Source organism: Nioella sp. MMSF_3534 (assembly GCF_030732985.1).
Lineage (GTDB): Bacteria > Pseudomonadota > Alphaproteobacteria > Rhodobacterales > Rhodobacteraceae > Nioella.
The window spans coordinates 70,718-93,098 of record NZ_JASHJX010000003.1 but is presented as its reverse complement, the minus strand read 5'-3'; the positions used below and the strand labels follow the sequence as shown (position 1 = coordinate 93,098).

General features: G+C 65.1%; 18 protein-coding genes. 5 read left to right on the top strand and 13 right to left on the bottom strand.

Annotated features, from left to right (window positions below):
- Positions 1-9: 9 nt before the first annotated feature.
- From atpA to RBB16_RS02095, 3 genes are all read right to left on the bottom strand, one after another.
- Positions 10-1,548: a F0F1 ATP synthase subunit alpha gene (gene atpA, locus RBB16_RS02105; RefSeq protein WP_306044563.1), complete on the bottom strand. Its 1,539-nt coding sequence runs from the start codon at positions 1,546-1,548 to the stop codon at positions 10-12.
- Positions 1,549-2,109, bottom strand: a complete 561-nt coding sequence (locus tag RBB16_RS02100; RefSeq protein ID WP_306044562.1) for a F0F1 ATP synthase subunit delta — start codon at positions 2,107-2,109, stop codon at positions 1,549-1,551.
- 299 nt (positions 2,110-2,408) lie between these two features.
- Positions 2,409-3,197: a class I SAM-dependent methyltransferase gene (locus tag RBB16_RS02095; RefSeq protein WP_306044561.1), complete on the bottom strand. Its 789-nt coding sequence runs from the start codon at positions 3,195-3,197 to the stop codon at positions 2,409-2,411.
- Positions 3,198-3,260: 63 nt separating this feature from the next.
- Here RBB16_RS02095 and gloB point away from each other — a divergent pair, with 63 nt between their 5' ends.
- Complete coding sequence (gene gloB, locus RBB16_RS02090) at positions 3,261-4,028, top strand: hydroxyacylglutathione hydrolase (RefSeq protein ID WP_306044560.1); 768 nt, start codon at positions 3,261-3,263, stop codon at positions 4,026-4,028.
- A 187-nt stretch (positions 4,029-4,215) separates the two neighbouring features.
- Positions 4,216-6,546 carry an ATP-dependent Clp protease ATP-binding subunit ClpA gene (gene clpA, locus RBB16_RS02085; protein ID WP_306044559.1) on the top strand — a complete coding sequence of 777 codons (2,331 nt, stop codon included), beginning with the start codon at positions 4,216-4,218 and terminating at the stop codon, positions 6,544-6,546.
- 35 nt (positions 6,547-6,581) lie between these two features.
- Here the strand turns inward: clpA and RBB16_RS02080 are convergent, their stop codons facing one another.
- From RBB16_RS02080 to RBB16_RS02065, 4 genes are all read right to left on the bottom strand, one after another.
- Positions 6,582-6,959 carry a nuclear transport factor 2 family protein gene (locus RBB16_RS02080; RefSeq protein ID WP_306044558.1) on the bottom strand — a complete coding sequence of 126 codons (378 nt, stop codon included), beginning with the start codon at positions 6,957-6,959 and terminating at the stop codon, positions 6,582-6,584.
- Positions 6,956-10,096 carry a peptidoglycan -binding protein gene (locus RBB16_RS02075; protein WP_306044556.1) on the bottom strand — a complete coding sequence of 1,047 codons (3,141 nt, stop codon included), beginning with the start codon at positions 10,094-10,096 and terminating at the stop codon, positions 6,956-6,958. Before RBB16_RS02075 ends, RBB16_RS02080 begins: the two co-directional genes overlap by 4 nt.
- Before the next feature lie 3 nt (positions 10,097-10,099).
- Positions 10,100-11,260 carry a biopolymer transporter ExbB gene (locus tag RBB16_RS02070; protein WP_371931204.1) on the bottom strand — a complete coding sequence of 387 codons (1,161 nt, stop codon included), beginning with the start codon at positions 11,258-11,260 and terminating at the stop codon, positions 10,100-10,102.
- 154 nt (positions 11,261-11,414) lie between these two features.
- Entirely contained in the window at positions 11,415-11,957 is a 543-nt protein-coding gene (locus RBB16_RS02065; protein ID WP_306044554.1) for a gamma-glutamylcyclotransferase, read from the bottom strand.
- Positions 11,958-12,032: 75 nt separating this feature from the next.
- On the opposite strand from RBB16_RS02065, the gene RBB16_RS02060 reads away from it, so the two are divergent.
- Complete coding sequence (locus tag RBB16_RS02060; RefSeq protein WP_306044553.1) at positions 12,033-13,043, top strand: DUF2125 domain-containing protein; 1,011 nt, start codon at positions 12,033-12,035, stop codon at positions 13,041-13,043.
- Positions 13,044-13,431: 388 nt separating this feature from the next.
- Here the strand turns inward: RBB16_RS02060 and RBB16_RS02055 are convergent, their stop codons facing one another.
- The 5 genes from RBB16_RS02055 to hppD all read right to left on the bottom strand — a co-directional run bounded on the left by RBB16_RS02055 (position 13,432) and on the right by hppD (position 18,705).
- The gene (locus RBB16_RS02055) at positions 13,432-14,433 is read right to left on the bottom strand and encodes an extensin family protein (RefSeq protein ID WP_306044552.1); all 1,002 of its coding nucleotides are present in this window, start codon (positions 14,431-14,433) and stop codon (positions 13,432-13,434) included.
- Positions 14,430-15,365, bottom strand: coding sequence for a prephenate/arogenate dehydrogenase family protein (locus RBB16_RS02050; protein WP_306044551.1), 936 nt, complete (start codon positions 15,363-15,365; stop codon positions 14,430-14,432). Before RBB16_RS02050 ends, RBB16_RS02055 begins: the two co-directional genes overlap by 4 nt.
- On the bottom strand, positions 15,362-16,444 hold the full coding sequence (hisC, locus tag RBB16_RS02045) for a histidinol-phosphate transaminase (protein ID WP_306044550.1): 1,083 nt from the start codon (positions 16,442-16,444) through the stop codon (positions 15,362-15,364). The genes RBB16_RS02050 and hisC overlap by 4 nt, the downstream gene beginning before the upstream one ends.
- A 335-nt stretch (positions 16,445-16,779) precedes the next feature.
- Positions 16,780-17,466, bottom strand: coding sequence for a D-lyxose/D-mannose family sugar isomerase (locus RBB16_RS02040; protein WP_306044549.1), 687 nt, complete (start codon positions 17,464-17,466; stop codon positions 16,780-16,782).
- A gap of 126 nt (positions 17,467-17,592) precedes the next feature.
- A complete protein-coding gene (gene hppD, locus RBB16_RS02035; RefSeq protein WP_306044548.1) occupies positions 17,593-18,705 on the bottom strand; it encodes a 4-hydroxyphenylpyruvate dioxygenase in 1,113 nt (370 codons plus the stop codon).
- Positions 18,706-18,846: 141 nt separating this feature from the next.
- On the opposite strand from hppD, the gene RBB16_RS02030 reads away from it, so the two are divergent.
- Positions 18,847-19,302 (top strand): Lrp/AsnC family transcriptional regulator, encoded by a 456-nt coding sequence (locus tag RBB16_RS02030; protein WP_306044547.1) that lies wholly within the window; start codon positions 18,847-18,849, stop codon positions 19,300-19,302.
- A 74-nt stretch (positions 19,303-19,376) separates the two neighbouring features.
- On the top strand, positions 19,377-21,287 hold the full coding sequence (locus tag RBB16_RS02025; protein ID WP_306044546.1) for a monovalent cation:proton antiporter-2 (CPA2) family protein: 1,911 nt from the start codon (positions 19,377-19,379) through the stop codon (positions 21,285-21,287).
- Here RBB16_RS02025 and cobT read toward each other — a convergent pair.
- Positions 21,284-22,300 (bottom strand): nicotinate-nucleotide--dimethylbenzimidazole phosphoribosyltransferase, encoded by a 1,017-nt coding sequence (gene cobT / locus RBB16_RS02020; RefSeq protein ID WP_306044544.1) that lies wholly within the window; start codon positions 22,298-22,300, stop codon positions 21,284-21,286. The two genes, RBB16_RS02025 and cobT, sit on opposite strands and share 4 nt — an antisense overlap.
- Between the last annotated feature and the right edge of the window lie 81 nt (positions 22,301-22,381).

Below are 22,381 nucleotides of genomic sequence, written 5' to 3'. Positions count from 1 at the left end.
CTGACCTCCTTATGCGAAATCGGCGGCGAAGTCGTCGAGTGCTGCCTTGACCTTGTCTTCGAGCTCACCTTTGACCTTACGGTCATTGTTGGTGATGTCGTCCAGCAGATCCTGGTTCTTGCCACGCAAATGTGCCAACAGACCGGCCTCGAAGCGACCGACGTCGGACATTGCAACGTTGTCCAGGTAACCGTTGGTGCCCGCGTAGATCACGCAGACGATTTCGGCATTGGTCAGCGGCGAGTACTGGGGCTGCTTCATCAGCTTGGTCAGACGGGCACCACGGTTCAGCAGGCGCTGAGTTGCGGCGTCGAGGTCGGAGCCGAACTGGGCGAAGGCCGCCATTTCGCGGTACTGAGCGAGCGACAGTTTCACCGGACCGGCAACCGAGGACATTGCCTTTGTCTGAGCGGACGAACCCACACGAGACACCGACAGACCGGTGTTCACGGCGGGGCGGATGCCCTGGTAGAACAGCTCGGTTTCGAGGAAGATCTGGCCGTCGGTAATCGAGATCACGTTGGTCGGAATAAAGGCCGACACGTCGCCGCCCTGGGTTTCGATGATCGGCAGAGCGGTCAGCGAGCCAGCGCCGTGGTCTTCGTTCAGCTTCGCGGAACGCTCCAGCAGGCGGGAGTGGAGGTAGAAAACGTCACCGGGGTAAGCTTCACGGCCCGGCGGGCGGCGCAGCAGCAGCGACATCTGACGATAGGACACGGCCTGCTTGGACAGGTCATCATAGATGATCAGCGCGTGGCGGCCATTGTCGCGGAAGTATTCCGCCATGGCGGTTGCGGCATAAGGCGCCAGGAACTGCATCGGCGCGGGGTCGGATGCGGTGGCGGCCACAACGATCGAGTAGTCGATCGCGCCGGTTTCTTCCAGCTTCTTCACCAGCTGCGCAACGGTGGAGCGCTTCTGGCCAACGGCCACATAGACGCAGTAGAGCTTCTTGCTCTCGTCGTCGCCAGCGGCGTCGTTATAGGATTTCTGGTTCAGGATCGCGTCGAGCGCCACGGCGGTCTTACCGGTCTGACGGTCGCCGATGATCAGTTCCCGCTGGCCACGGCCGATCGGGATCATGGCGTCAACGGACTTGAGGCCGGTTGCCATCGGCTCGTGCACCGACTTACGCGGGATGATGCCCGGTGCCTTGCTGTCTGCAACGCGACGCTCGGAGGCGTCGATCGGGCCCTTGCCGTCGATCGGGTTGCCCAGACCATCGACAACGCGACCCAGCAGACCGTCGCCCGCGGGCACGTCCACGATCGAGTTGGTGCGCTTGACGGTGTCGCCTTCCTTGATGTCCCGGTCGGAGCCGAAGATCACGACACCGACGTTGTCGGCTTCGAGGTTCAGCGCCATCCCCATGATGCCGCCGGGGAATTCGACCATCTCACCTGCCTGGACATTGTCCAGACCGTAAACACGGGCGATACCGTCACCAACGGAGAGCACACGGCCCACCTCGGCGACTTCGGCCTCCTGGCCAAAGCTCTTGATCTGCTCCTTGAGGATCGCAGAGATCTCGGCTGCTTGGATAGTCATTTATCCGACCTCTTTCATAGTGTTCTGGAGGGTGTTGAGCTTGGAGCGGATCGACGTGTCGATCATCTTCGAGCCCACCTTAACGACAAGACCGCCAATGATACCTTCATCGACGGTCGCATTCAGTTTCACGTCCTTGCCAACGGCGGCCTTGAGGGCCTTTGCCAGCTTGTCGGACTGGGTTTTGGTCAGCGCCTTGGCCGACACGACATCGGCGGTCACTTCGCCTTTGTGATCCGCAATCATCCCACGCAGCGCGGCGGCCATCTGCGGCACCACGAACAGACGGCGCTTGGTGGCCATCAGTTTCAGCGTGTTGGACATGATCGCACCCAGGCCCATGGCCGAGGCAACGGCCGCAATACCGGCCTGCATGTCTTCGCGCGAATAGATCGGCGACGCGATCAGATCCCGCAGGTCTTCGCTGTCGGCCAATGCGCCTTCCAGCGTGGCCAGATCGGCCTCCAGCGCATCGAGCGCCTTATCCTCTGTGGCAAGATCGAACACCGCCGTCGCGTAGCGCGAGGCAATGCCGGTCGAGATCGAAGCTGTTTCCGACACGTCCACCCTTCCGATACAGTGGCCGGGACCACATCCTGCGATGTGCCCGGCGGTTCTGTCTAAAGGCGGTATCTGTCCCCGCCCACCTGAAATCGCGCTGGATGTATCAGAGGGTTCTGCAGCCTGCAACAGCCTCGGCAATTGGCACGAATCCGCTGAACCCCCTGTTTTTCCGGGGTTTTGACGCATTTTGCTGTCCTGCGACGCTTTGAAGCTAACGAATTTTCAAGCTTTTTCTGTGGATAAGGCGCGAGTCAGGTGCAACTGTATGCCTTGGCACACCACGGTATGCGCTCGATTCACCCGTCCCGTGAGAGCTGAACAAGCCCCTGCGCGGCGTCATTATCCCTCACGCGGGCAGGCTGGGGCGCAGAATCGAGGATGCGCAGGGGACGTTTGACGCGTTCTGCCAAACCGGGCCGCGTGGGGGCGAATGTGTGCTTTCTGGCCTCCAGCATGATGACGCCACCCGCATAGTAATTCGACAGTTTCCGACCCATGTTCTCGACCAGTTCAGAGCTTTTCAGCCAGAATCGCCCGTGACTGGGCGGCGCGAACAGGGCGGCGCGATGGCGTTCTGGCTCGAACCCGTGGTTGCGGATCTGCTCCTCCAGCTGGCCAAGCGAATAGGGCCGGCCAAAGCCGAAGGGCGTCGCATCGCGCCGCGCCCAAAGCCCACCCCGATTGGGCACGATGAACAGCGCCTTGCCGCCCGGCGCCAGAACGCGGTGGCATTCCTCCAGCACCGCCGCGGGATGCTGAGAGGTTTCCAGCCCGTGTAGGCAGACAAGCCTGTCGACAAGCCCCGCAGGCAGCGGCCAGCGGGTTTCGTGGCACAGGACACTGACATTGTCCTGCCCGGCGGGCCAGGGCATCACCCCCTGCGCGCCCGGCATCAGGCCGATGACCCGCTCCGCCTCGCCCAGATAGGGGCGCAACAGCGGCACCGCGAAACCGAATCCCACCACCGTCTGCCCCCGCGCCTCGGGCCAGAACGCGGTGACCTGATCGCGCACCGCCTTTTGCGCAATGCGGCCTAGCCGGGTCCGGTAGTAGAACTGGCGCAGGTCCAGCACGTCGAGATGCATTGCAACCCCCTCGGGTTTGGGCGACGGTCGGGGGGCAGCTTAACCGGGAAGAAGGAAATTGCCATGCCCTTGCAGATCGTCACCGTTCCCTGCCTTGCGGACAACTATGCCTTCCTGCTGCATGACGCGGCGACCGGGGCCACGGCGGTTGTCGATGTGCCGGACCCCGAGCCGATTCAGAAGGAGCTGGAGGCGCGCGGCTGGACGCTGACCGATATCCTGATCACCCACCATCACTGGGACCATATCGACGGGGTCGCGCCCTTGGTTGCGGCCACTGGCGCAAAGACCTGGGGCAACGCCGCCGACGCGGGCCGCCTGCCGCCGCTGGATCACGCCATCAATCCCGACGACACAGTGGCCATTGGCAGCGAAAGCGGCACGGTGATCGAGGTCTCCGGCCATACCGTCGGCCATATCGCCTTTCACTTCCCGGACAGCAAAGCCGTCTTCACCGCCGACAGCCTGATGGCGCTTGGCTGCGGGCGGCTGTTCGAGGGCAGCCCCGAGGTGATGCACGCAAGCCTTGCCCGCCTTGCCGCCCTGCCCCCCGACACGCTGGTCTGTTCCGGCCATGAATACACCGCCAGCAACGCGAAATTCGCTCTGACCATTGATCCCGGCAATCCGGCGCTTATCTCTCGTAGCAAGGCCATCGAAACCGCCCGCGCCGAAGGGCGGCCCACGGTGCCCTCGACCCTGCAGGAAGAACTCGACACCAACCCCTTCCTGCGCGCCCATGACCCTGCCATCCGCGCGCAGCTTGGACTGGAGACAGCCGACGATGTGGCCGTCTTCACTGAAATCCGTGCCCGCAAGGACCGATTCTGAGCGGCGCGCATTCGCCCCCATTTGCCACCCGATTAGGCGACATCACGAAAAATGGCAGGGGCGCAAAGAAAAATTGAAGAGAAATGCCTTGAACTGCACGGACAAAAACCGAACCTTAACAGTATGAGGCCACTGTCGGACGCGAGCGCCCCCACGCCCGTCCGGCGCAACGAAAGGAGCACAGGCAGTGCCGTCGTTTTCGAACACCCTTGAGCAGGCCATCCACGCCGCACTGGCGAACGCCAATGCGCGCCGTCATGAACTCGCAACTCTGGAACATCTGCTGCTCGCCCTTCTGGAAGAGCCTGACGCGATGAAGGTCATGCAGGCCTGTTCCGTAGATCTTGAAGAGCTGCGCCAGACCCTTGTGGAATTCATCGACGAAGAGCTGTCGACGCTTGTCACCGATGTGGAAGGCTCCGAGGCGGTGCCGACCGCCGCCTTCCAGCGCGTGATCCAGCGCGCCGCGATTCATGTGCAAAGCTCTGGCCGGACCGAAGTGACCGGCGCGAATGTGCTGGTCGCCATCTTCGCCGAGCGCGAATCGAATGCCGCCTATTTCCTGCAGGAACAGGACATGACCCGCTATGACGCGGTGAATTTCATTGCCCATGGCGTCGCCAAGGACCCGTCCTTCGGCGAATCCCGTCCCGTAAGCGGGGCCAATGAAGAGGACAGCATTCACGGCAATGCTGAAACCGCCTCTGAGGGCGACGGCAAGGAATCGGCGCTGGCGAAATACTGTGTCGACCTGAACGCCAAATCCGTGAAGGGGGATATCGACCCGCTGATCGGCCGCGAGCACGAGGTGGAACGCTGCATTCAGGTGCTCTGCCGCCGCCGCAAGAACAACCCGCTGCTGGTGGGCGATCCCGGCGTGGGCAAGACCGCCATCGCGGAAGGCCTCGCCAAGAAGATCGTCGAGGGTCAGACGCCCGAGGTACTTCAGGGCGCCACGATCTACTCGCTCGACATGGGCGCGCTTCTGGCGGGCACCCGCTATCGCGGCGATTTCGAGGAACGTCTGAAGGCCGTGGTCAGCGAGCTGGAAGATCACCCCGACGCGGTGCTGTTCATCGACGAGATTCACACCGTGATCGGCGCGGGCGCCACCTCGGGCGGGGCGATGGACGCCTCGAACCTGCTGAAACCCGCGCTGCAGGGCGGCAAACTGCGTTGCATGGGGTCCACCACCTACAAGGAATTCCGCCAGCATTTCGAAAAGGACCGCGCGCTGTCCCGCCGGTTCCAGAAGATCGACGTGAATGAGCCGTCGGTGGAAGACACCGTGAAGATCCTCAAGGGCCTCAAACCCTATTTCGAGGATCACCACGACATCAAATACACAAATGACGCCATCAAGGCGGCGGTGGAACTGTCGGCGCGCTACATCAATGACCGGAAGCTGCCCGACAAGGCCATCGACGTAATCGACGAGGCCGGGGCCGCGCAGCATCTGGTGGCCGAATCCAAGCGCCGCAAGACCATCGGCGCGAAAGAGATCGAGGCCGTCGTGGCCAAGATTGCGCGCATCCCGCCCAAGAACGTCTCGAAAGACGATGCCGAGGTGCTGAAGGATCTCGAACGCAGCCTCAAGCGCGTGGTCTTCGGACAGGACAAGGCCATCGAGGCGCTCGCAAGCGCCATCAAACTGGCCCGCGCGGGCCTGCGCGAGCCGGAAAAGCCGATTGGTAACTACCTGTTCGCAGGACCCACCGGTGTCGGCAAGACCGAGGTGGCCAAGCAACTGGCCGATACGCTCGGGGTGGAACTGCTGCGTTTCGACATGTCGGAATACATGGAAAAACACGCCGTTTCCCGCCTGATCGGCGCGCCTCCGGGCTATGTGGGCTTCGACCAGGGCGGGTTGCTGACCGACGGCATCGACCAGCACCCGCATTGCGTGCTGCTGCTCGATGAGATCGAGAAGGCGCACCCGGACGTGTTCAACATCCTGCTGCAGGTGATGGACCACGGCACGCTGACCGATCATAACGGCCGGTCGGTCGATTTCCGCAACGTGGTGCTGATCATGACCTCGAACGCGGGCGCGGCGGAACAGGCGAAATCCGCCATCGGCTTTGGCCGCGACCGGCGCGAAGGCGAAGATACCGCCGCCATCGAGCGCACCTTCACGCCCGAATTCCGCAACCGTCTGGACGCGGTCATTTCCTTCGGCGCGCTGCCGAAAGAGGTGATCCTGCAGGTGGTCGAGAAATTCGTGCTGCAACTGGAGGCGCAGCTTCTGGACCGCAACGTGACCATCGAACTGACGCGCCCCGCCGCCGAATGGCTGGCCGACAAGGGCTATGACGACAAGATGGGTGCCCGCCCGCTTGGCCGCGTGATCCAGGAACACATCAAGAAACCGCTGGCCGAGGAACTGCTGTTCGGCAAGCTCGCCAAGGGCGGCAACGTCAAGGTTGGCGTCAAGGATGGCGAGATCGACCTGCGCATCGAAGAACCGGGCGCGCGGCGGATCACGTCAAAGAAACCACCGCTTCTGACGGCGGAATAGGAACGAAAGAAGGCGCCCTCCGGGGCGCCTTTTTCTCAGGGAAGCGGAATACCGGTTGCGGGTGTATCCTGGCTGAAGATATTGACCCAGCCCTCTCCGCTGCGACGCCAGATGGAGGAGACATACATCTCCTCTTCCTCTGCCCGTCCAACCCGCAAATAGCGCGCGCGATAGGCCAGCAGCGCGTGGTCCGCGCCAAGCGGTTTCACCTGCACATCGGTCAGATGAAACCGCGCCACGGTCGGTCCATCCGCCAACTGCCCGGCATGGTCCCCCTTCCCGGCGAATCCGTCCGGGTAGACGCCCAGAAAATCCGCTGACAAGGCGGCGGCATCCGCTGCGGCGTCGCCCGTGACCAGGGCCTCCCACACACGGGTTTCACAGGCCAGCAAGTCGTCCAGAAGCGCGCTCATCGCTCGGTCAGCTTCAGCTCGATCCGGCGGTTCTGGGCCTGCCCCTCGGGCGTGTCGTTGGACGCAATCGGGCGGTACTCGCCGAACCCCGTCGCCGCCAGCCGTGCGGGTGGAAAGCCGAGCTCGTCGCTCATGAACAGCACCACCGACAGGGCGCGGGCCTGGCTCAGCTCCCAGTTATTGGCGTATTCAGCGGTCGGGCGCAGCTGCTGGTCATCGGTATGGCCATCGACCCGCACGATCCAATCCACCGACAGGGGGATTTCCCCTGCAACGTCGAACAGCAATTCCGCCACATTGGCAATCTGCGCCTCCCCTTCGGGGGAAAGATCGGCAGACCCGACCTCGAACAGCACCTCGGAGGCGAAGACGAAGCGATCCCCCTCGATCCGCACGCCGTCGCGGCCTTCCAGCAATTCGCGCAGGCGACCGAAGAATTCCGACCGGTAGCGCTCCAGCTCCTGCGCCTCGGCGGCCAGCCGTTCGGCTTCGGCTTCCGCCAGGCGCCGGGCCTCGGCCTCGGCCTCGGCGCGGGCGGCCTCTGATGCGGCCAACGCATCGCTTTCGGCAGCCAGCCGCGCCAGCGCCGCGTTCAGATCGGCCCCGAGCGTTTCCACCTGCACCTGAGCCGCCGCATCCGCCGCCTGCGAGGCATCGAGCAGACCCTGCAACTCGCCAAGCTGCGTGCGCAGCGCCGCCACCTGTTCGTTCAACGCCGCGATCTGGCGCTGGCTTTCCGCCGAGGCCGCCTCTGCCGTTTCCAGTTCCAGATTGGCCTGCGCCAGCAAGGCCGACTGCTGCTCGGCCTCGCTCAACCGGTCTTCGGCGGTGGTCTCGGCCAGCATCTGCGCGGTCAGCGCGGCGGCCAGTTGCTCCTCCAGGTCGGACAGGGCGCCTGCGGCTTCTGCTCCCGCCGATTCCCGCGCGGCCTCGGATGCGGCCAGTTCCGCCTCAAGCGCCGCGATGCGCGATTCCGCCGACTGCTCGGCCCGCGCCAGATCCAGCAGGGCCTGCGTTAGCTCCGCCTCCATTGCGGTCAGGGCCGTCTGGTTGGCGGCCTGTTCTTCGCGGAGGACAGCGCTTTCGGCCTGTGCGGCAGAGAGATCGGCCTCAGCCTCCTCCACCCGGGCCGCTGCCAGCGTGGCCCGCGCAAGCGCCGCGGCCAGATCCGCCTCCAGCGCCGTCAGTTCCGCACCGCGCCGGGCCAGCCCCTCTTCGGCGGCCTGGGTTTCGGCCTGCGCGGCGACCAGATCGGTTTCCAGCGCGGCAATGCGCGCCGCATCCTCGCCAGCCTGCGCCTGTGCCGACTGAAGCGCTGCGGCCAGTTGCGTTTGCAGCGCATTGAGGCTTTCGGAGCTGTTGTCGAGATCCGATTGCGCGGCGGCGGCTTCGGCCCGCGCAGTGCCCAGATCCTGTTCCAGCGCCGTGATCCGTTCGGCGTCGCGTGCGGCGCGGACAAGGGCTGCGGCCAGCTCGGCCTCCAGTCGGGTCAATGAGGCCCGGCTTTCGGTCAGTTCCGCCTGAGCCGCGGCGGCAGTGCCCTCGGCGGCGGCCACGTCTGCCTCCAGCTCCGCGAGCCGCCCGGCATCCGCTTCCGCGCGCTGGTCGGCCTGTTGCAGGGCCGTGGCAAGCTGTGTTTCCAACCCGGCGACCGTTTCTTCGCTTGCCGTCAGGGCGGCCGCTGTCGCGGCGGCATTGGCATTGGCCGCTGCAATATCCTCTTCGAGCGCGGCGATCCGCGTGCGGCTTTGCGTGGCTTGTGCCGTCAACCGGGCCAGTGCGCGCGCCAGTTCCTCCTCCAGCGAGGACATCTCGCCAGCGCGATCCTCCGCCACCGATTGCGCGGCTTCCAGAGCGGCCTGTGTCTCGGCCAGAGCGGCGGCGTCCTGCGCGCGGGCGGCAAGCGCCAACGCCAGTTGACCCTCCAGATCCGACAAGCGTCCCGCTTCCTCGCTGGCTGCGGCGAGGCTCGTCTCCAGTTCTTCGATCCGGTCTCCCTGCGCGGTGTTGTCAGCCAGCGCCGCGGCCAGACGGGCTGCAAAGTTCTCCCGCGCCTGATCGGCTGCGGCCAGCAGGGTCAGCGTGTTCTCTGCCTCCTGCCGCCGTTGTTCCAACGCCAACGCCATGGCGGTCAGCTCGGCATCGGCCTCCTGCAGGCGGGCGCGCAGGGCCTCGGCGGCGGCGGCTTCGGCCAGACGCGCGGCCTCTTCGTCAGACAGCTGCGCCTCCGTGTCCGCCAGCCGGTCGCGCAGGGCGGCAGCGGCGGCGGCTTCGGCCAGACGCGCGGCCTCTTCGCTGTCGAGATCGGTTTCCAGGACCGAGAGCCGTTCGCGCAGCGCAGCAGCCGCCGCCTGTTCCGCCAACAGCGCCGCTTCCTCTGCGGTCAGCTCCTGCTCCAACTCGGCAATCTGCGCTTCGAGCGATGCGGTCAGGGCTTCCTCGCCTGCCAGCGCGGCCAGCGCCGTGGTCAGGTCGGTCTGCAACCCTGCCGATGTCTCCTCCTGCGCCTGCAAGGCGGCCAGCGTGTCAGCGAGCGTCGCCTCCTGCGCGGCGGCCTCGGTTTCCAGATCGGCGATCAGCGCCTCCAGCGCCTCGCGTTCGGCAGCGGCCAGGCGCGCCTGTTCGGCGGCGGCGTCGATCTCGTCCCGCGCTGTGGCCAACGCCAGGGTCAGCGCGTCAACCTCTGACACCCGCGCCTCCAGATCCGCCTGAACTGCATCGCGTTCCTCGGTCAGATCCGTGTTGGCCGCGATGAGCGAGGCCACCTGCGTCTCGAAATCGGCAATCCGCGCGGCCTGCCCTTCGGTTTCAGCCGTCAGCGAGGCGATCAACGCCGCCTGCATCTGCAATTCGCCCTCGGCCTCGGACAGGCTGGCACCAAGCGTCGCCACCCGTTGTTCAAGCTGTGCCGACCGGCTTTGCGCCAGCCCAAGCGCGTCGGCCAGTTCATTGAGCTGCGCGTTGAGAACGTTCAGTTCGTCATCCTGGTTGTTGATCGTTTCCGACAGCACGAACTGTACGATCATGAAGATCGTCAGGACGAAGATCATCACCATCAAGAGCGCGGTGATGGCATCCACGAAACCGGGCCAGATCGAGGCGGTAAATCGCGTGCCGGAACGCCGGTGGAAGGCCATGGATCAGCCCTCCGGGGCCGGGTCTTCGGGGGGCGCGCGACGTTGCGGAGCGGGGCGTTGGCGGGGCTGCGAGGCCGAGCGCGTCAGTTCCCGGATCGCACCGGTCAGCTCGCCGATATCGGCGCGCAGGGCGCCAATCTCTTCCTGCCGCGAACTGCCCATTTCTTCGAAGATCTTAAGCAACTGCACGTCGATGGACCGCAGCCGCATCCGGCTTTCCGCATCAATGCCGCCCTCGCCGGACGTGGCCGACAGCACCTCGGCCAGCCGGTCCTGCGCGGCCGACAGACGTTCGGTCGCGGCAACCTGTCCGGGTCCGAGCCGTTCCGCAAGGTCCGCCAGCACGCCGGTCATCTCGCCAAGCCGTGCCTCGGTTTCCTGATGGCGCGCCTCGGATTGGGTGAACAGCCCCTGCAGCGTGTCGATCTGATCGACCATGTGATCCAGCACCGTGGCAATCGCGGCCCGGTCCAGCCCGCCGCCTTCGCCCTCTCCCGACGAAAAACTGACGCGGGTGATCGTGGACAGCCATTCTTCCATTTCGCGGTAGAACCGGTTCTGGCCATGGCCCGCGAACAGTTCCAGCAACCCCACGACCAGCGACCCGGCGAGGCCGAGCAGCGAGGAGGCGAAGGCCGTGCCCATGCCGCCCAGTTGATCCTCCAGCCCGCCCATCAGGCGCGAAAACACTTCGATCCCGGACTCGTCGGCAGAGGGTTGCAGCGAGCGGATCGTTTCCACCACCGCCGGCACCGTCACGGCCAACCCGTAGAACGTGCCCAGAAGCCCAAGGAAAATCAGCAGGCTGGTAATGTAGCGCGTGATGTCGCGTGCTTCTTCCATCCGCGCGCCCACGGAATCCAGCACCGAGCGCGACGAGGCCGAGGTCAGTTGCAGCCGCGAACCACGTGCCTGAAAGATGCCCGACAGCGCCGCCAGCAGAAGCGGCGGTTTGCCCTGATCCTCACCCGCGCCATTGGCGATCCCCTCGATCCAGGAAATCGACGAGAACAACTGCACAACCTGCCAGAAACAGGCCAGTACGCCCGCGAAGAACACAAGCGCGATGGTCCCATTAAGATAGGTATTGGCGGTCACGACCGGCTGGATGCTGCCCCAGACCAGGAAGGTTCCGAAACCGACCAGCCCGCAGATCATCAGCATGATCGCGATCTGGCGGATCGGTTGCGTAAAGCGCGGCGCGTCTGGTCTGCTCGTCACGGTGTTCTGGCCATCCCGTTTTTCTCGGGCACACCCTACCCCGCCCGCAGCAATCTGCCAAGCGTTGCGGGGCCGTCGCGCGTGACGCGGCGCAAGGTCACCCCTGTTTCAGCGCCCGAACCCGGTGAACCAGCCAATCGAGATCCTCATCGGCCAGATCAAGCTCGGCCAGATGGGCGGCGGTATTGTACAGGTATTCATCATTCGGCCCGCGCCCGCCGACCGCATGGGCAATGATCTGCGCCTGTTTTTCAAGGCTCATCCCCGCCACGTATTGCTCATGTTCTGGGTCGATCACATATGTGACGGCCACGGCCTCTCCCCCGTCATGGAAAACAATCGGCAATTCGCGTTCCAGATAGGCCGAGGAAATGAGCTCCCGCTCGCGCAGGTAGTCGATGGTCGCCGACGCCTTTGCGGCCTCCACCCGAAAGGCGACGCCATCGCAATGCGCCCCTTCCGCCGCATCCAGCGCCAGCACCAGACCGGGGCTCTCGACCGTGCCACGATGGTGGATCGAGCTCATGCAGAAGGACCGGTGCCAGCCCGGCAGCCGTGCGATCCGGGTCTCGGCCACGTCAAAACCGGGGTTCCAGATCAGCGATCCGTATCCGAATACCCAAAGATCCGCCGTGCTCATGACTTTACCACCTTGTCCTATGGTCACCTGTGCCCGACCCCGTATATGCAGAGCACGGGCGGGATGAAACAGGAGATGAGCGCCATGAAGGTCTGGGCCTGGGTGATCGGCGCGCTTGTCGCGATCTGGTCGGTCGTGTGGCTGGCCGGGTCCATCGCCACGGAACGGCTGGTGAGCTATTGGCTGAACGACCGCGAGGCCGCCGGGTGGGTCGTTTCCCATGACAGTGTGCAGACCTCGGGCTATCCGTTCCGCTTCGTCACCACACTGCCCGGCCTGATGCTGGCCGATCCGTTCAGCGGGTGGGCGCTGGAGGCGGACGGGTTCCGCCTGGAACAGGACAGCTACCAGCCGCAGGCGATCCGCGCGATCTGGCCCGCCGAACACACCCTCTCCACCCCCTTTGAACGCATCACCATCCGCGCCGAGCAACTGGAGGCGATGCTGCATATCCGCCCGCTGGACTATCTGGCGCCGGTGCAGTCCGAAACCCGCATCGCGGCGCTGGAGATGGAGAGCGACCTGGGCTGGTCCAGCCGGGTGGATCAGGCCCTGGCGATGGTAGTGGAACGCGACGAGCCGGGGCATCGCTACGACATCCGTATCGACGCCAGCGGCGTGACGCCAGCGGGCGAGGTTCTGGCGCTGCTCGATCCCGCCGGGCTGCTGCCGCAAGAGATCGAGACCGTCCGTTTCGAGGCCGTCATGGGCTTCGCCCGCGCCTGGGACCTTACGGCGCTGGAAAGCAGCCGCCCGGCGATCACCCGCGTGGAACTGGCCGAGCTGCGTGCGGATTGGGGCGACCTGGCGCTGCGCCTTTCGGGCGATCTGGATGTGAATGCCGAGGGGCTGCCAACGGGCGACCTGTCGGTCCGGGCGCAGAACTGGCGCCAGATGATCGAGATCGGGGTGAATGCGGGGGCCATACCCGCAGGGTTCCGCGGCACGCTGGAAACCGGGCTTGGCCTGCTGGCGGGCTTGTCAGGCAGGCCCGAAGACCTGGACACAACACTCAGCTTCTCCGACGGGCAGGTCTATTTCGGCCCCATCCCCCTCGGCCCCGCCCCGCGCTTGGTGCTGCGCTAACCCTCGCACCTAAAGAAACATTTTCTCTATGATTGATGCTGGAGGTTGGTTCGGCACTCCCAGGGGAAGCGGAGAAAGTCAGCCGAGAGCCCAACCTCGGCATTGCCGGCGCGGAATCAAGGCCGAAGGCCGCCGCGCATCGCCGACGCGCCCCCACGCGGAGGCGATTTGGCTGACACAGGCGCGCTGCATTGAATTTGCTCGGATTTGGCTGACATAAACTGCCTGCTTCCAACGTCGGATCGCCCCCGCGCGCGTCGACGATGCGCGGCTCGTCCCCGGACCTGCACTGGTGTATTCATCCCGCACTGCTAACCCTCGCGCCATTGTTCGAGCAAATGAGTGCGACTCGAATTCGGTCTGGGAACAGGGTCTCAGCCGCCAAACGCTACCGGCAGTAAGCCCCGCCGCGATAGGCGGCGACATCCAGATGAAAATGGTCGCGGTGATAGCGGTCCGACCCCGGACCCAGAACCGTGCCGAACGTGCCGCAGGCGGCTTCGTGCAACTGTCTCAGGATGCGCCCCTCTCGCCCGCCGTCCCAGTCATCCAGAACCGAAATCTCGGACCCGTCCACCAGTCCGATCCCGGCGATATCAATGGCGTTTCCGGTGGCATGTTCCGACAGCCGCGCGCCGGGCTGGTTGTTGCGCGTCCGGCAGGAATAAGAGGCGACGACGCGCAGCGACGCCACCCCGCCCCCATAGCGCCCCACCGTGGGGATGACCGCGTCGTTCAGCCACTCCTGCACCGCCAAAGCCGTATCGCAGTTGATCGTGGCGGGCTGCGCCAGGGTGATGCCGTCGATCTCTCGCACCCTTACGGGGTCCGCAATGCCGCAGCCGTTGATCCGCCCCGGAATCCGCTCCAGCCGGTCGCCGATGATACCGCGCTGCCCGCAGAGCGCCCCGCGCAGGCCCGGCTGCGTCACCCGCCCCGGCGTGCCCCGCGTTTCCGCCGCGCGAATGGCCGCTGCCAGCCCCGCGGGCCGCTCAACCGGGCGCAAGGACACGCGAACCGCCGTCATACCCGGCGGGTTGAGCCGGTTTTGTCCCGTCAGAAGCGCCAGCAACCCGCGCGGCGGCCCCCGTTCCTCGGTCTCTTCCGGGGGCAGTTCCGCCACGATGGTCTGATCCGGGCGGATCTCCGTCACCTGCTCGGCCCGTCCGGGCCTGTAGATCGGCCGCAGGGACGCCGACGGCGCCAGATCGGTGGCCCGGATCGTCACCACAAGCGGATCGGAGGGGCCGATCACCCGGTCGGCCGGGCTTTGCGGCGCCGGAGCCAAGACAGGGCGCGGCAAGGGCCGCAGGGATTGCGCGGGCGCATAGGCCAGGGCAGGCAGGGCAAAGCCCAATGCTGCCACCAATGCCGCCCGCGCCAGTTTCATCCCGCATCCCCGCCCTTGCGCGGCTTGACCCGGCCAAAGTCGGGCGCGTCGGTGTCCTGCCCGGCCTCGATAATGCCGCGCCGGATCGCCCGTGTGCGGGTGAAATAGTCGTGCAGCGCATCGCCATCGCCCATGCGGATCGCCCGTTGCAGCACAAACAGTTCCTCGGTGAAGCGGCCGAGGATATCCAGCACCGCCTCCTTGTTGGTCAGGAACACATCGCGCCACATGGTCGGGTCGCTGGCGGCAATCCGGGTGAAATCGCGGAACCCGGCGGCGGAATACTTGATGACCTCGCTTTCCGTCACCCGGCGCAGGTGATCGGCGACGCCCACCATGGTGTAGGCAATCAGGTGCGGGGTGTGGGACGTGACGGCGAGCACCAGATCATGGTGTTCCGCGTCCATTTCTTCGACATTGGCGCCCATCCCCTCCCATAGCGCGCGCAGCCTCGCCACCGCCTCCGGATCGCTGCCCTCGACCGGGGTCAACAGGGTGTAGCGGTTCTCGAACAGCTCCGCGAAGCCAGAGCGGGGGCCGGAATGCTCCGTCCCGGCCAGCGGGTGGCCGGGGATGAAATGCACGCCCTCGGGCAGATGGTGGCCGACCTGATCGACCACGTCCTTCTTGACCGATCCCACATCGGTCACGGTCGCGCCGGGGGCCAGGTGCGGAGCGATTTCCCCGGCCACGCGGCCCATGGCGCCCACGGGTACCGCCAGAACCACCAGATCGGCGCCTTCCACGGCCTCGGAAGCGCTGTCCACGACCCTATCACAAAGCCCGATATCCCTCGCCACGGCGCGCGTTTCCGCCGACCGCGCGGTGCCCACGATCTCACCAGCCAGCCCGTCGCGCCGCATGGCATGGGCCATCGAGCCTGCAATAAGTCCCAGGCCGATCAGCGCCACCTTCTGGTAAATCACGCTCATGCCGTGCCTCCGAAATCCGCCATCGCATCCAGAACGCGGGTCACATCCGCCTCGGACCCGACCGTGATGCGGATGCAGTCGGGCAGGCCATAGCCCGCCACCAGCCGCACGATGATGCCCCTGGCCTTCAGATGCGCGTCAGCCGCCTCTGCCGTCGCAGCATCCCCCATCCGGCAGAGGATGAAATTGCCCTCGGACGGATCGGAGGGAAAGCCAAGCGCCGCCATGCCCTCCGCCAGCCGCTGGCGCTGCACGGTGTTCACGGCCCGGCAATGATCCACATATCCGGTATCGCGCACGGCAGCCTCGGCCCCCGCCAGCGCCAGCGTGGACAGGTTGAACGGCCCGCGCACCCGGTTCAACACGTCGATCACGGCGCGGGGGGCATAGCCCCAACCGACCCGCAGCCCGCCAAGCCCGTAGATCTTGGAAAAGGTCCGGGTCATCACCACGTTGTCACGCGCATCCACAAGGCCCGCGCCGCCATCGAACTCATCCACATATTCCGCATAGGCCCCGTCGAGCACCAGCAGGCAATTGTCCGGCAGCCCGGCGGCCAACCGCGCCACCTCGTTTCCGCCGATCATGGTGCCGGTGGGATTGTTGGGGTTGGCAATGAAGACAAGCCGCGTGCGGCTGGTCACCTTGTCAAGAATCGCGTCGACATCGACCGTCCGCTCCCGTTCCGGCGCGACCACGGGCGTTGCCCCCGCCGCAAGGGCGGAGATCTTGTACATCAGGAACCCGTGTTCCGTATACAGCACCTCGTCGCCCGGCCCGGCATAGGCCTGACACAGGAAGGTGATGATCTCGTCCGATCCCACGCCACAGATGATCCGGTCGGGGTCCAGCCCATGCACCTCGCCAATGGCGTTTCGCAACGCGGCATGATCGGTGGACGGGTAAAGATGCATCGCCCCCGCCGCAGCCTGAACGGCAGCCACCGCCTTCGGCCCCGGCCCGAACGGATTCTCGTTCGAGCTGAGCTTGAGCGGCTTTTCCTGCCCCGCGATGGAGGCCCCCCCGCCCTGGTAGAGCGCGATCTCCATAATGCCGGGTTGCGGGCGGATCTGGGTCATGTTTCGGAACCTTCTGGTAACCTGTCCGGCGCGTTTTAGCGGCCCCACCCGCCCTTGGGAAGCCGCGCCCGACACTCCGGCGGCAATCAGCCTGCGACATCAATGCTTTCGTTAAGGTTAACGCGCCATCCAGTCGCCCCCGCATATCGCCCCCAACGGCAGATCCAATATCTCCCGACATGCGCCTTTCATCTTGGCAAAAATACCTCGGGGGAGTCGCCGACAGGCGACGGGGGCAGCGCCCCCATCCCCGCTCGAAACCTGTCGCAGCCTCAAACGCGCCCCGAAGGGGCGCGCGGGTCGACGTGCCGAAGGCACGGCGAAACCCCTCAGGGTCAGCCCAACCAGCGCCCGTAATCCGCCACCAGCAGATGATCCGGCGCGACATCCTCTTCGATCTTGGCAAACCGCCCGATGGGGTCCCGAAACCAGTTATCCGTCTCGTCGTCATTCACCGTCGACACCTCGCCGATCAGCACATCTCCTCCTTCGCCCCAGAAGGCATGCCAGTCGCCGGGCATCAGGGTGATGCTCTCTCCCGGCTGGAACCGCAGCACCTCACCGGGCGCATAGTCCCGCGCGATCCCGTCGCACAGAACCGTGCCGCCCGCCCTCTCGTCGAGACTGCCATCCGGGGCCGAGCCAAAAAGCTCGATCGCCATGACCGCCCCGCCCCGGTTGATGATATCCTCTGCCTTCAGGTAGTGCCGGTGCATGGGGCTCAGCTGATCCTTGCGGGAAATCAGCAGTTTCTCGGCATAGCACATGCCGCCGCCCCGCTTCAGATCCGCCTGCCGCCCGTTCCTGAGCGTAAACAGAAACAGCCCCATATCCGCGAACCGGCCAGCGCCATAATCGGTGATATCCCAGCCCATTCGGCCCTGCACGATCCCGTCAATCTCGCCCCGGCGCGCCTGCATCTCTTCGGGGGTCCAATAGGCGAAAGGCGGCAGGGCAAAGCCGAAGGACCGGATGAAGGCATCTGCCTCGGCCATGATGTCGTTGATCTCGGAGCGTTTCACTTGAGGGGCCTCCCATCCGCTATTTGCGTCCCCTTCTGCCCTCCGAAACCTGTTCCGGCAAATGAAAACCCCCGCCCGGATCACCGGACGGGGGTCCCTCCCCGGGTCTTTGACACGTTGCCCTGATCAGGCCGCGTCACCCTTTTCTTCGTCCGTGAACAGCCCGCGTTCGATCTGTTCGGCCTCGATCGATTCGAAGAGCGCCTTGAAGTTGCCCTCGCCGAACCCGTCATCGCCCTTGCGCTGGATGAACTCGAAGAAGATCGGCCCGATCACGGTCTTGGAGAAGATCTGCAACAGGATCTTCGTTTCGCCCCCATCGACCACGCCTTCGCCGTCGATCAGGATGCCGTGCTTCATCATCTTCTCTTTCGGCTCGTCATGGCCTTTGACCCGCTCATAGGACAGATCGTAATAGGCCTCGTTCGGGCCGGGCATGAACTTGATGCCAGCGTTCGAGATCAGGTCGGTCGAGGCATAGATATTCTCGGTCCCCACGGCGATATGCTGAATGCCCTCGCCCTTGTAGCGGCGCAGGTATTCGACGATCTGCCCCTTCTCGCCCCGGTCCTCGTTGATCGGGATGCGGATGCGCCCGCAGGGCGAGGTCAGTGCACGGGAATAAAGCCCGGTAAACTTGCCCTCGATATCGAAGAAGCGGATTTCGCGGAAGTTGAAGAGGTCGCCATAGAAGTTGAACCAGACGTCCATATTGCCCTTGTGGACATTGTGGGTCAGGTGGTCGAGGTAGTAGAAGCCCGCGCCCTGCGGGTGGGCACTGCTGATCCAGTCGAATTCCTCGTTATAGGGCGAGGTATCGAAATACCGGTCGGTGAAGTAGATCAGGCTGCCGCCGATCCCCTTGATCGCGGGCCAGTCGAGCGTCTTGTCCGTGCCCTCATAGGCCTCTGCACCCTTGGAAATCGCGTGCTCATAGGCGTGCTGCGCATCGACGACGCGCCAGGCCATGGCAGGCGCGCAAGGCCCGTGTTCTTCCACGAACTTGGCGGCAAAGCTGCCCGGCTCGGCGTTCAGGAGGTAAGAGATATCGCCCTGCTGCCACAGCTCCACCGCCTTGGTCTTGTGGTTGGCGGTGTGCACGAAGCCCATCTTGGCGAAAAGATCGCGCAATTCCTGCGGCTCGGGATGGGCAAATTCGACGAATTCGAACCCGTCGGTACCGGCGGGGTTCTCTTCGGAAATGGTGGCGCGGGGGGCGTCATGCGGGAACGGGCCCATGGGCGTTTCCTCCTGTCTGGTGTTCGCTTGGGCAGAGATTACCGCATACACTCCGCATGAAATGCGCGAAATTCATTGCCATTTCTGAATTCTGTGCGATGAACTAGCGTGATGATGGAACATCACGCGAGATAAGCGCATATGATCGACGACATCGACCGCCGCCTTCTGAAAGCGATTCAGCACAATGCGGGACTGACCGCGCAGGAATTGGGCGACCGGCTGAACCTGTCGGCCAGCCAGGCAGGCCGCCGCCGCCAGCGGCTGGAGCAGGCGGGCATTGTCACCGGCTCCCGCGCCGTGGTCTCGCCCGAAGCGCTCGGGCTCACCGTTCAGGCCTTCGTGCAGGTGCAGATGGCCACCCATGATCCCGCGCAGGTCCGCGCCTTCACCCGGATCGTCGACACGCGGCCCGAAATCATCTCGGCCTGGACCCTGACCGGCGAGGCCGACTACCTGCTCAGGGTCTTCTGCACCGATCTGGGCGCGCTGCACCGGCTGATTCACGAGGTCATCCTGCCCACCCCCGCCGTCGCGCGGGTGCAAAGCCAGATCGTCATGGACCAGCAGAAACCCGACGCGCCGCTGCCCACCTGACAGCCTGTCCTGTTGCCAAACCGCCGCAGACCCGCGATGCTGCACCTGCGAACATTTTCAGGACGACCCGCCCCATGGACAGCATCCTTTTCGAGGCCACGCTCTACCTCGCCGCGATGGTGATCGCGGTGCCGCTTTCGGTGCGGCTCGGGCTGGGGTCCGTGTTGGGCTATCTCATCGCGGGCATCGCGCTGGCCCCGATCCTCTATCAGGTGGGGGCCGATCCGCACGGGCTGCAACATGTGGCGGAGTTCGGTGTCGTCATGATGCTGTTCCTGATCGGGCTGGAACTGAACCCCAAGGGCCTGTGGGAAATGCGCGACAAGCTGGTGGGGCTTGGCGGCGCACAGATCGGCCTGTCTACGGCGGTTCTGGGGGGCGGAGCCTTCATCCTCGGCCTGCCCTGGCAACAGGCGCTGGCCGTCGGGCTGATCTTCGCGCTGTCGTCAACCGCGATCGTCCTGCAAACCCTGACCGAAAAGAAGCTGCTGCGCACCGGTGGCGGGCGATCTGCCTTTTCCGTCCTTCTGACGCAGGATATCGCCGTCATTCCGATGCTGGCGCTGCTGCCGCTGCTGGCCACCGTTCCGGCGGCGCAATTTTCCCCCGATGGCTCGATCCAGCGCCCCGGCATGGAGGCCGCCGCCGAGACCGGCCTGTCGCTGGTCGAGGGCCTGCCCGCCTGGGGCGTGACGCTGATCACCATCGCCGCCGTCGCCGCCGTCATTATCGGGGGCCGCTTCCTGACACGCCCGCTGTTCCAGTTCATCCACATGGCGCGGCTACGCGAGATGTATACCGCCGTCGCGCTGGTCATCGTCGTAGGCATCGCGTTTCTGATGGTGCTGGTCGGCCTCTCCCCCGCGCTTGGGGCCTTCATCGCGGGCGTGGTGCTGGCCAATTCCGAGTTCAAGCACGAGCTTGAGGCGAATATCGAGCCCTTCAAGGGCCTTCTTCTGGGGCTTTTCTTCATCACCGTGGGCGCGGGCATTCATTTCGATGTGCTCTGGACGCATCTTTTCACGATCATCGGCCTGACGCTGGCAGTGATGATCTCCAAGGGGCTCATCCTCTACGGGATCGGCCTTGCAGCGGGCCTGCGGGGCCGCGACCAATGGCTGTTCACCCTCAGCCTCGCGCAGGCGGGCGAGTTCGGCTTCGTGCTGATCTCCTACGCGGTCGGCAGTCACGTTCTGCCCAATCACATCTCTGAAATCCTGCTTCTGGTCGTCGCCCTGTCGATGCTGCTGACGCCACTTTTCTTCATCCTCTACGAGCTCCTGTCAAAGCTGGTGAAAGACACCGCCGAGGAAGGCCCCGCCCACGATGAGATCGACAACCCCGAAAGCATCATCATCGCGGGCACAGGCCGGTTCGGGCAGGTCGTGAACCGGATGCTGCAATTGTCAGGCTTCAAGACCGTGGTGCTGGACGCGGATCTTGCCACGATCCAGCTTTTGCGCCGCTTCGGTATTCACGGCTATTTCGGCGACCCTACGCGGCCCGAACTGCTGCATGCGGCGGGGCTAGACCATGCCAAGGTGCTTGTGGTGGCCATGGACGGCAAGGAAGACGTGCTGAAACTGGTACGCTACGCCCGCCGCCGTCGCCCCGATATCCATATCGTCGCCCGCGCCTATGACCGGGTGCACACCTATGAACTGTATCAAGCGGGCGCAAACGACATCGTGCGCGAGATGTTCGACAGCTCGCTGCGCGCCGGGCGCTACGTGCTCGAAAACATGGGGCTGTCCGAATACGAGGCGCATGAAATGGAGATGGCCTTCTACCGCCACGACCGCCATGTGCTGCGCGAACTGGCCGAGCTGTGGCAGCCCGGCATCCCTCTGGCCGAGAATGACGCCTATGTGGCCCGCTCGCGCGAGTTGAACGCCAATCTGGAAACCGCCATCGCCACGCATCTGGACGAGGCCGAGTTGCCGGAGCCGGTTGAGGACGAAGAGTCCTCTCGGGACGGCGTTTAGCCGTCCGACACACCGGCCTCTGCAAAGGTCGCCATGCCCGAATGGCAGGCAATCGCACCTTTCAGCACGTTGATCGCCAGCGCCGCGCCCGACCCTTCGCCAAGCCGCATGTTCAGCGCCAGCAGCGGCTCTTTGCCAAGCCGTTTGAGCACGGCGCCATGGGCGGTTTCCGCCGACAGGTGCCCCGCCACCGCGTGATCCAGCGCGCCCGGAACGGCCTGTTCCAGCGTGGCCGCTGCCGCCGTGCAGATGAACCCGTCGAGGATGACAGGAATGCGCAGGACACGCGCGCGGGCAATCGCGCCCGCCATTGCCGCAAGCTCTCGCCCGCCAAGGCAGCGCAGCGCCTCCAGCGCGTCCTCGCCCGCCTGCGGGTTCGCCGCCAGCCCCTCGGCCACGACCTGCGCCTTCAGCGCCAGGCCCGCGTCATCGACGCCCGTGCCCCGGCCTGTCCAGTCGGCGGCCTCCCCGCCAAAGAGCGCCAGCGCGATGGCAGCGGCGGAGGTGGTGTTGCCAATGCCCATCTCGCCGGTGACCAGCAAGTCCGCCGCAGGGTCGACCGCAGTCCAGCCGGTCACCAGTGCCGCCAATACCTCCGCCTCGCTCATCGCCGGGCCGGCCGAGAAATCCGCCGTGGGCCGATCCAGATCCAGCGCATGAACCTGCATGGAGGCCCCCGCCGCTTTCGACAGCTGGTTGATCGCCGCGCCGCCCGCCTCGAAATTGGCGACCATCTGCACCGTGACCTCTGCCGGAAAGGCCGAGACACCGCGCGCCGTCACCCCGTGGTTGCCCGCGAAAATCAGCACCTGCGGCGCGGTGAGCGACGGCCGCGCATCGCCGCGCCAACCCGCATACCAGATCGCCAGATCCTCCAGCCGACCGAGCGCCCCCGGCGGCTTGGTCAGCTGCCCGTTGCGGTCCTGTGCACCCGAAACGGCGGCGTTGTCCGGGCCGGGGGCCTCCGCCAGAAGGGCGCGGAACTCGGCAAGGCTGGTGAAGGGCGTGGTCATCGGCGTCGGTCTCTCTGTCATTGCCAAAGGGGCGTTTGGGCGGATATGCCGGATTGTCCAATGGAATGCGACCGAAAGGAT

Coding starts and splice junctions, on each gene's coding strand:
- atpA (WP_306044563.1), bottom strand. CDS start 1,548: ATGACTATCCAAGCAGCCGAGATCTCTGCGATCCTCAAGGAGCAGATC.
- RBB16_RS02030 (WP_306044547.1), top strand. CDS start 18,847: ATGATCGACGACATCGACCGCCGCCTTCTGAAAGCGATTCAGCACAAT.
- hisC (WP_306044550.1), bottom strand. CDS start 16,444: ATGACCCAGATCCGCCCGCAACCCGGCATTATGGAGATCGCGCTCTAC.
- RBB16_RS02095 (WP_306044561.1), bottom strand. CDS start 3,197: ATGCATCTCGACGTGCTGGACCTGCGCCAGTTCTACTACCGGACCCGG.
- RBB16_RS02060 (WP_306044553.1), top strand. CDS start 12,033: ATGAGCGCCATGAAGGTCTGGGCCTGGGTGATCGGCGCGCTTGTCGCG.
- hppD (WP_306044548.1), bottom strand. CDS start 18,705: ATGGGCCCGTTCCCGCATGACGCCCCCCGCGCCACCATTTCCGAAGAG.
- RBB16_RS02050 (WP_306044551.1), bottom strand. CDS start 15,365: ATGAGCGTGATTTACCAGAAGGTGGCGCTGATCGGCCTGGGACTTATT.
- RBB16_RS02080 (WP_306044558.1), bottom strand. CDS start 6,959: ATGAGCGCGCTTCTGGACGACTTGCTGGCCTGTGAAACCCGTGTGTGG.
- RBB16_RS02075 (WP_306044556.1), bottom strand. CDS start 10,096: ATGGCCTTCCACCGGCGTTCCGGCACGCGATTTACCGCCTCGATCTGG.
- RBB16_RS02055 (WP_306044552.1), bottom strand. CDS start 14,433: ATGAAACTGGCGCGGGCGGCATTGGTGGCAGCATTGGGCTTTGCCCTG.
- RBB16_RS02070 (WP_371931204.1), bottom strand. CDS start 11,260: ATGCTGATGATCTGCGGGCTGGTCGGTTTCGGAACCTTCCTGGTCTGG.
- RBB16_RS02025 (WP_306044546.1), top strand. CDS start 19,377: ATGGACAGCATCCTTTTCGAGGCCACGCTCTACCTCGCCGCGATGGTG.
- gloB (WP_306044560.1), top strand. CDS start 3,261: ATGCCCTTGCAGATCGTCACCGTTCCCTGCCTTGCGGACAACTATGCC.
- RBB16_RS02065 (WP_306044554.1), bottom strand. CDS start 11,957: ATGAGCACGGCGGATCTTTGGGTATTCGGATACGGATCGCTGATCTGG.
- cobT (WP_306044544.1), bottom strand. CDS start 22,300: ATGACCACGCCCTTCACCAGCCTTGCCGAGTTCCGCGCCCTTCTGGCG.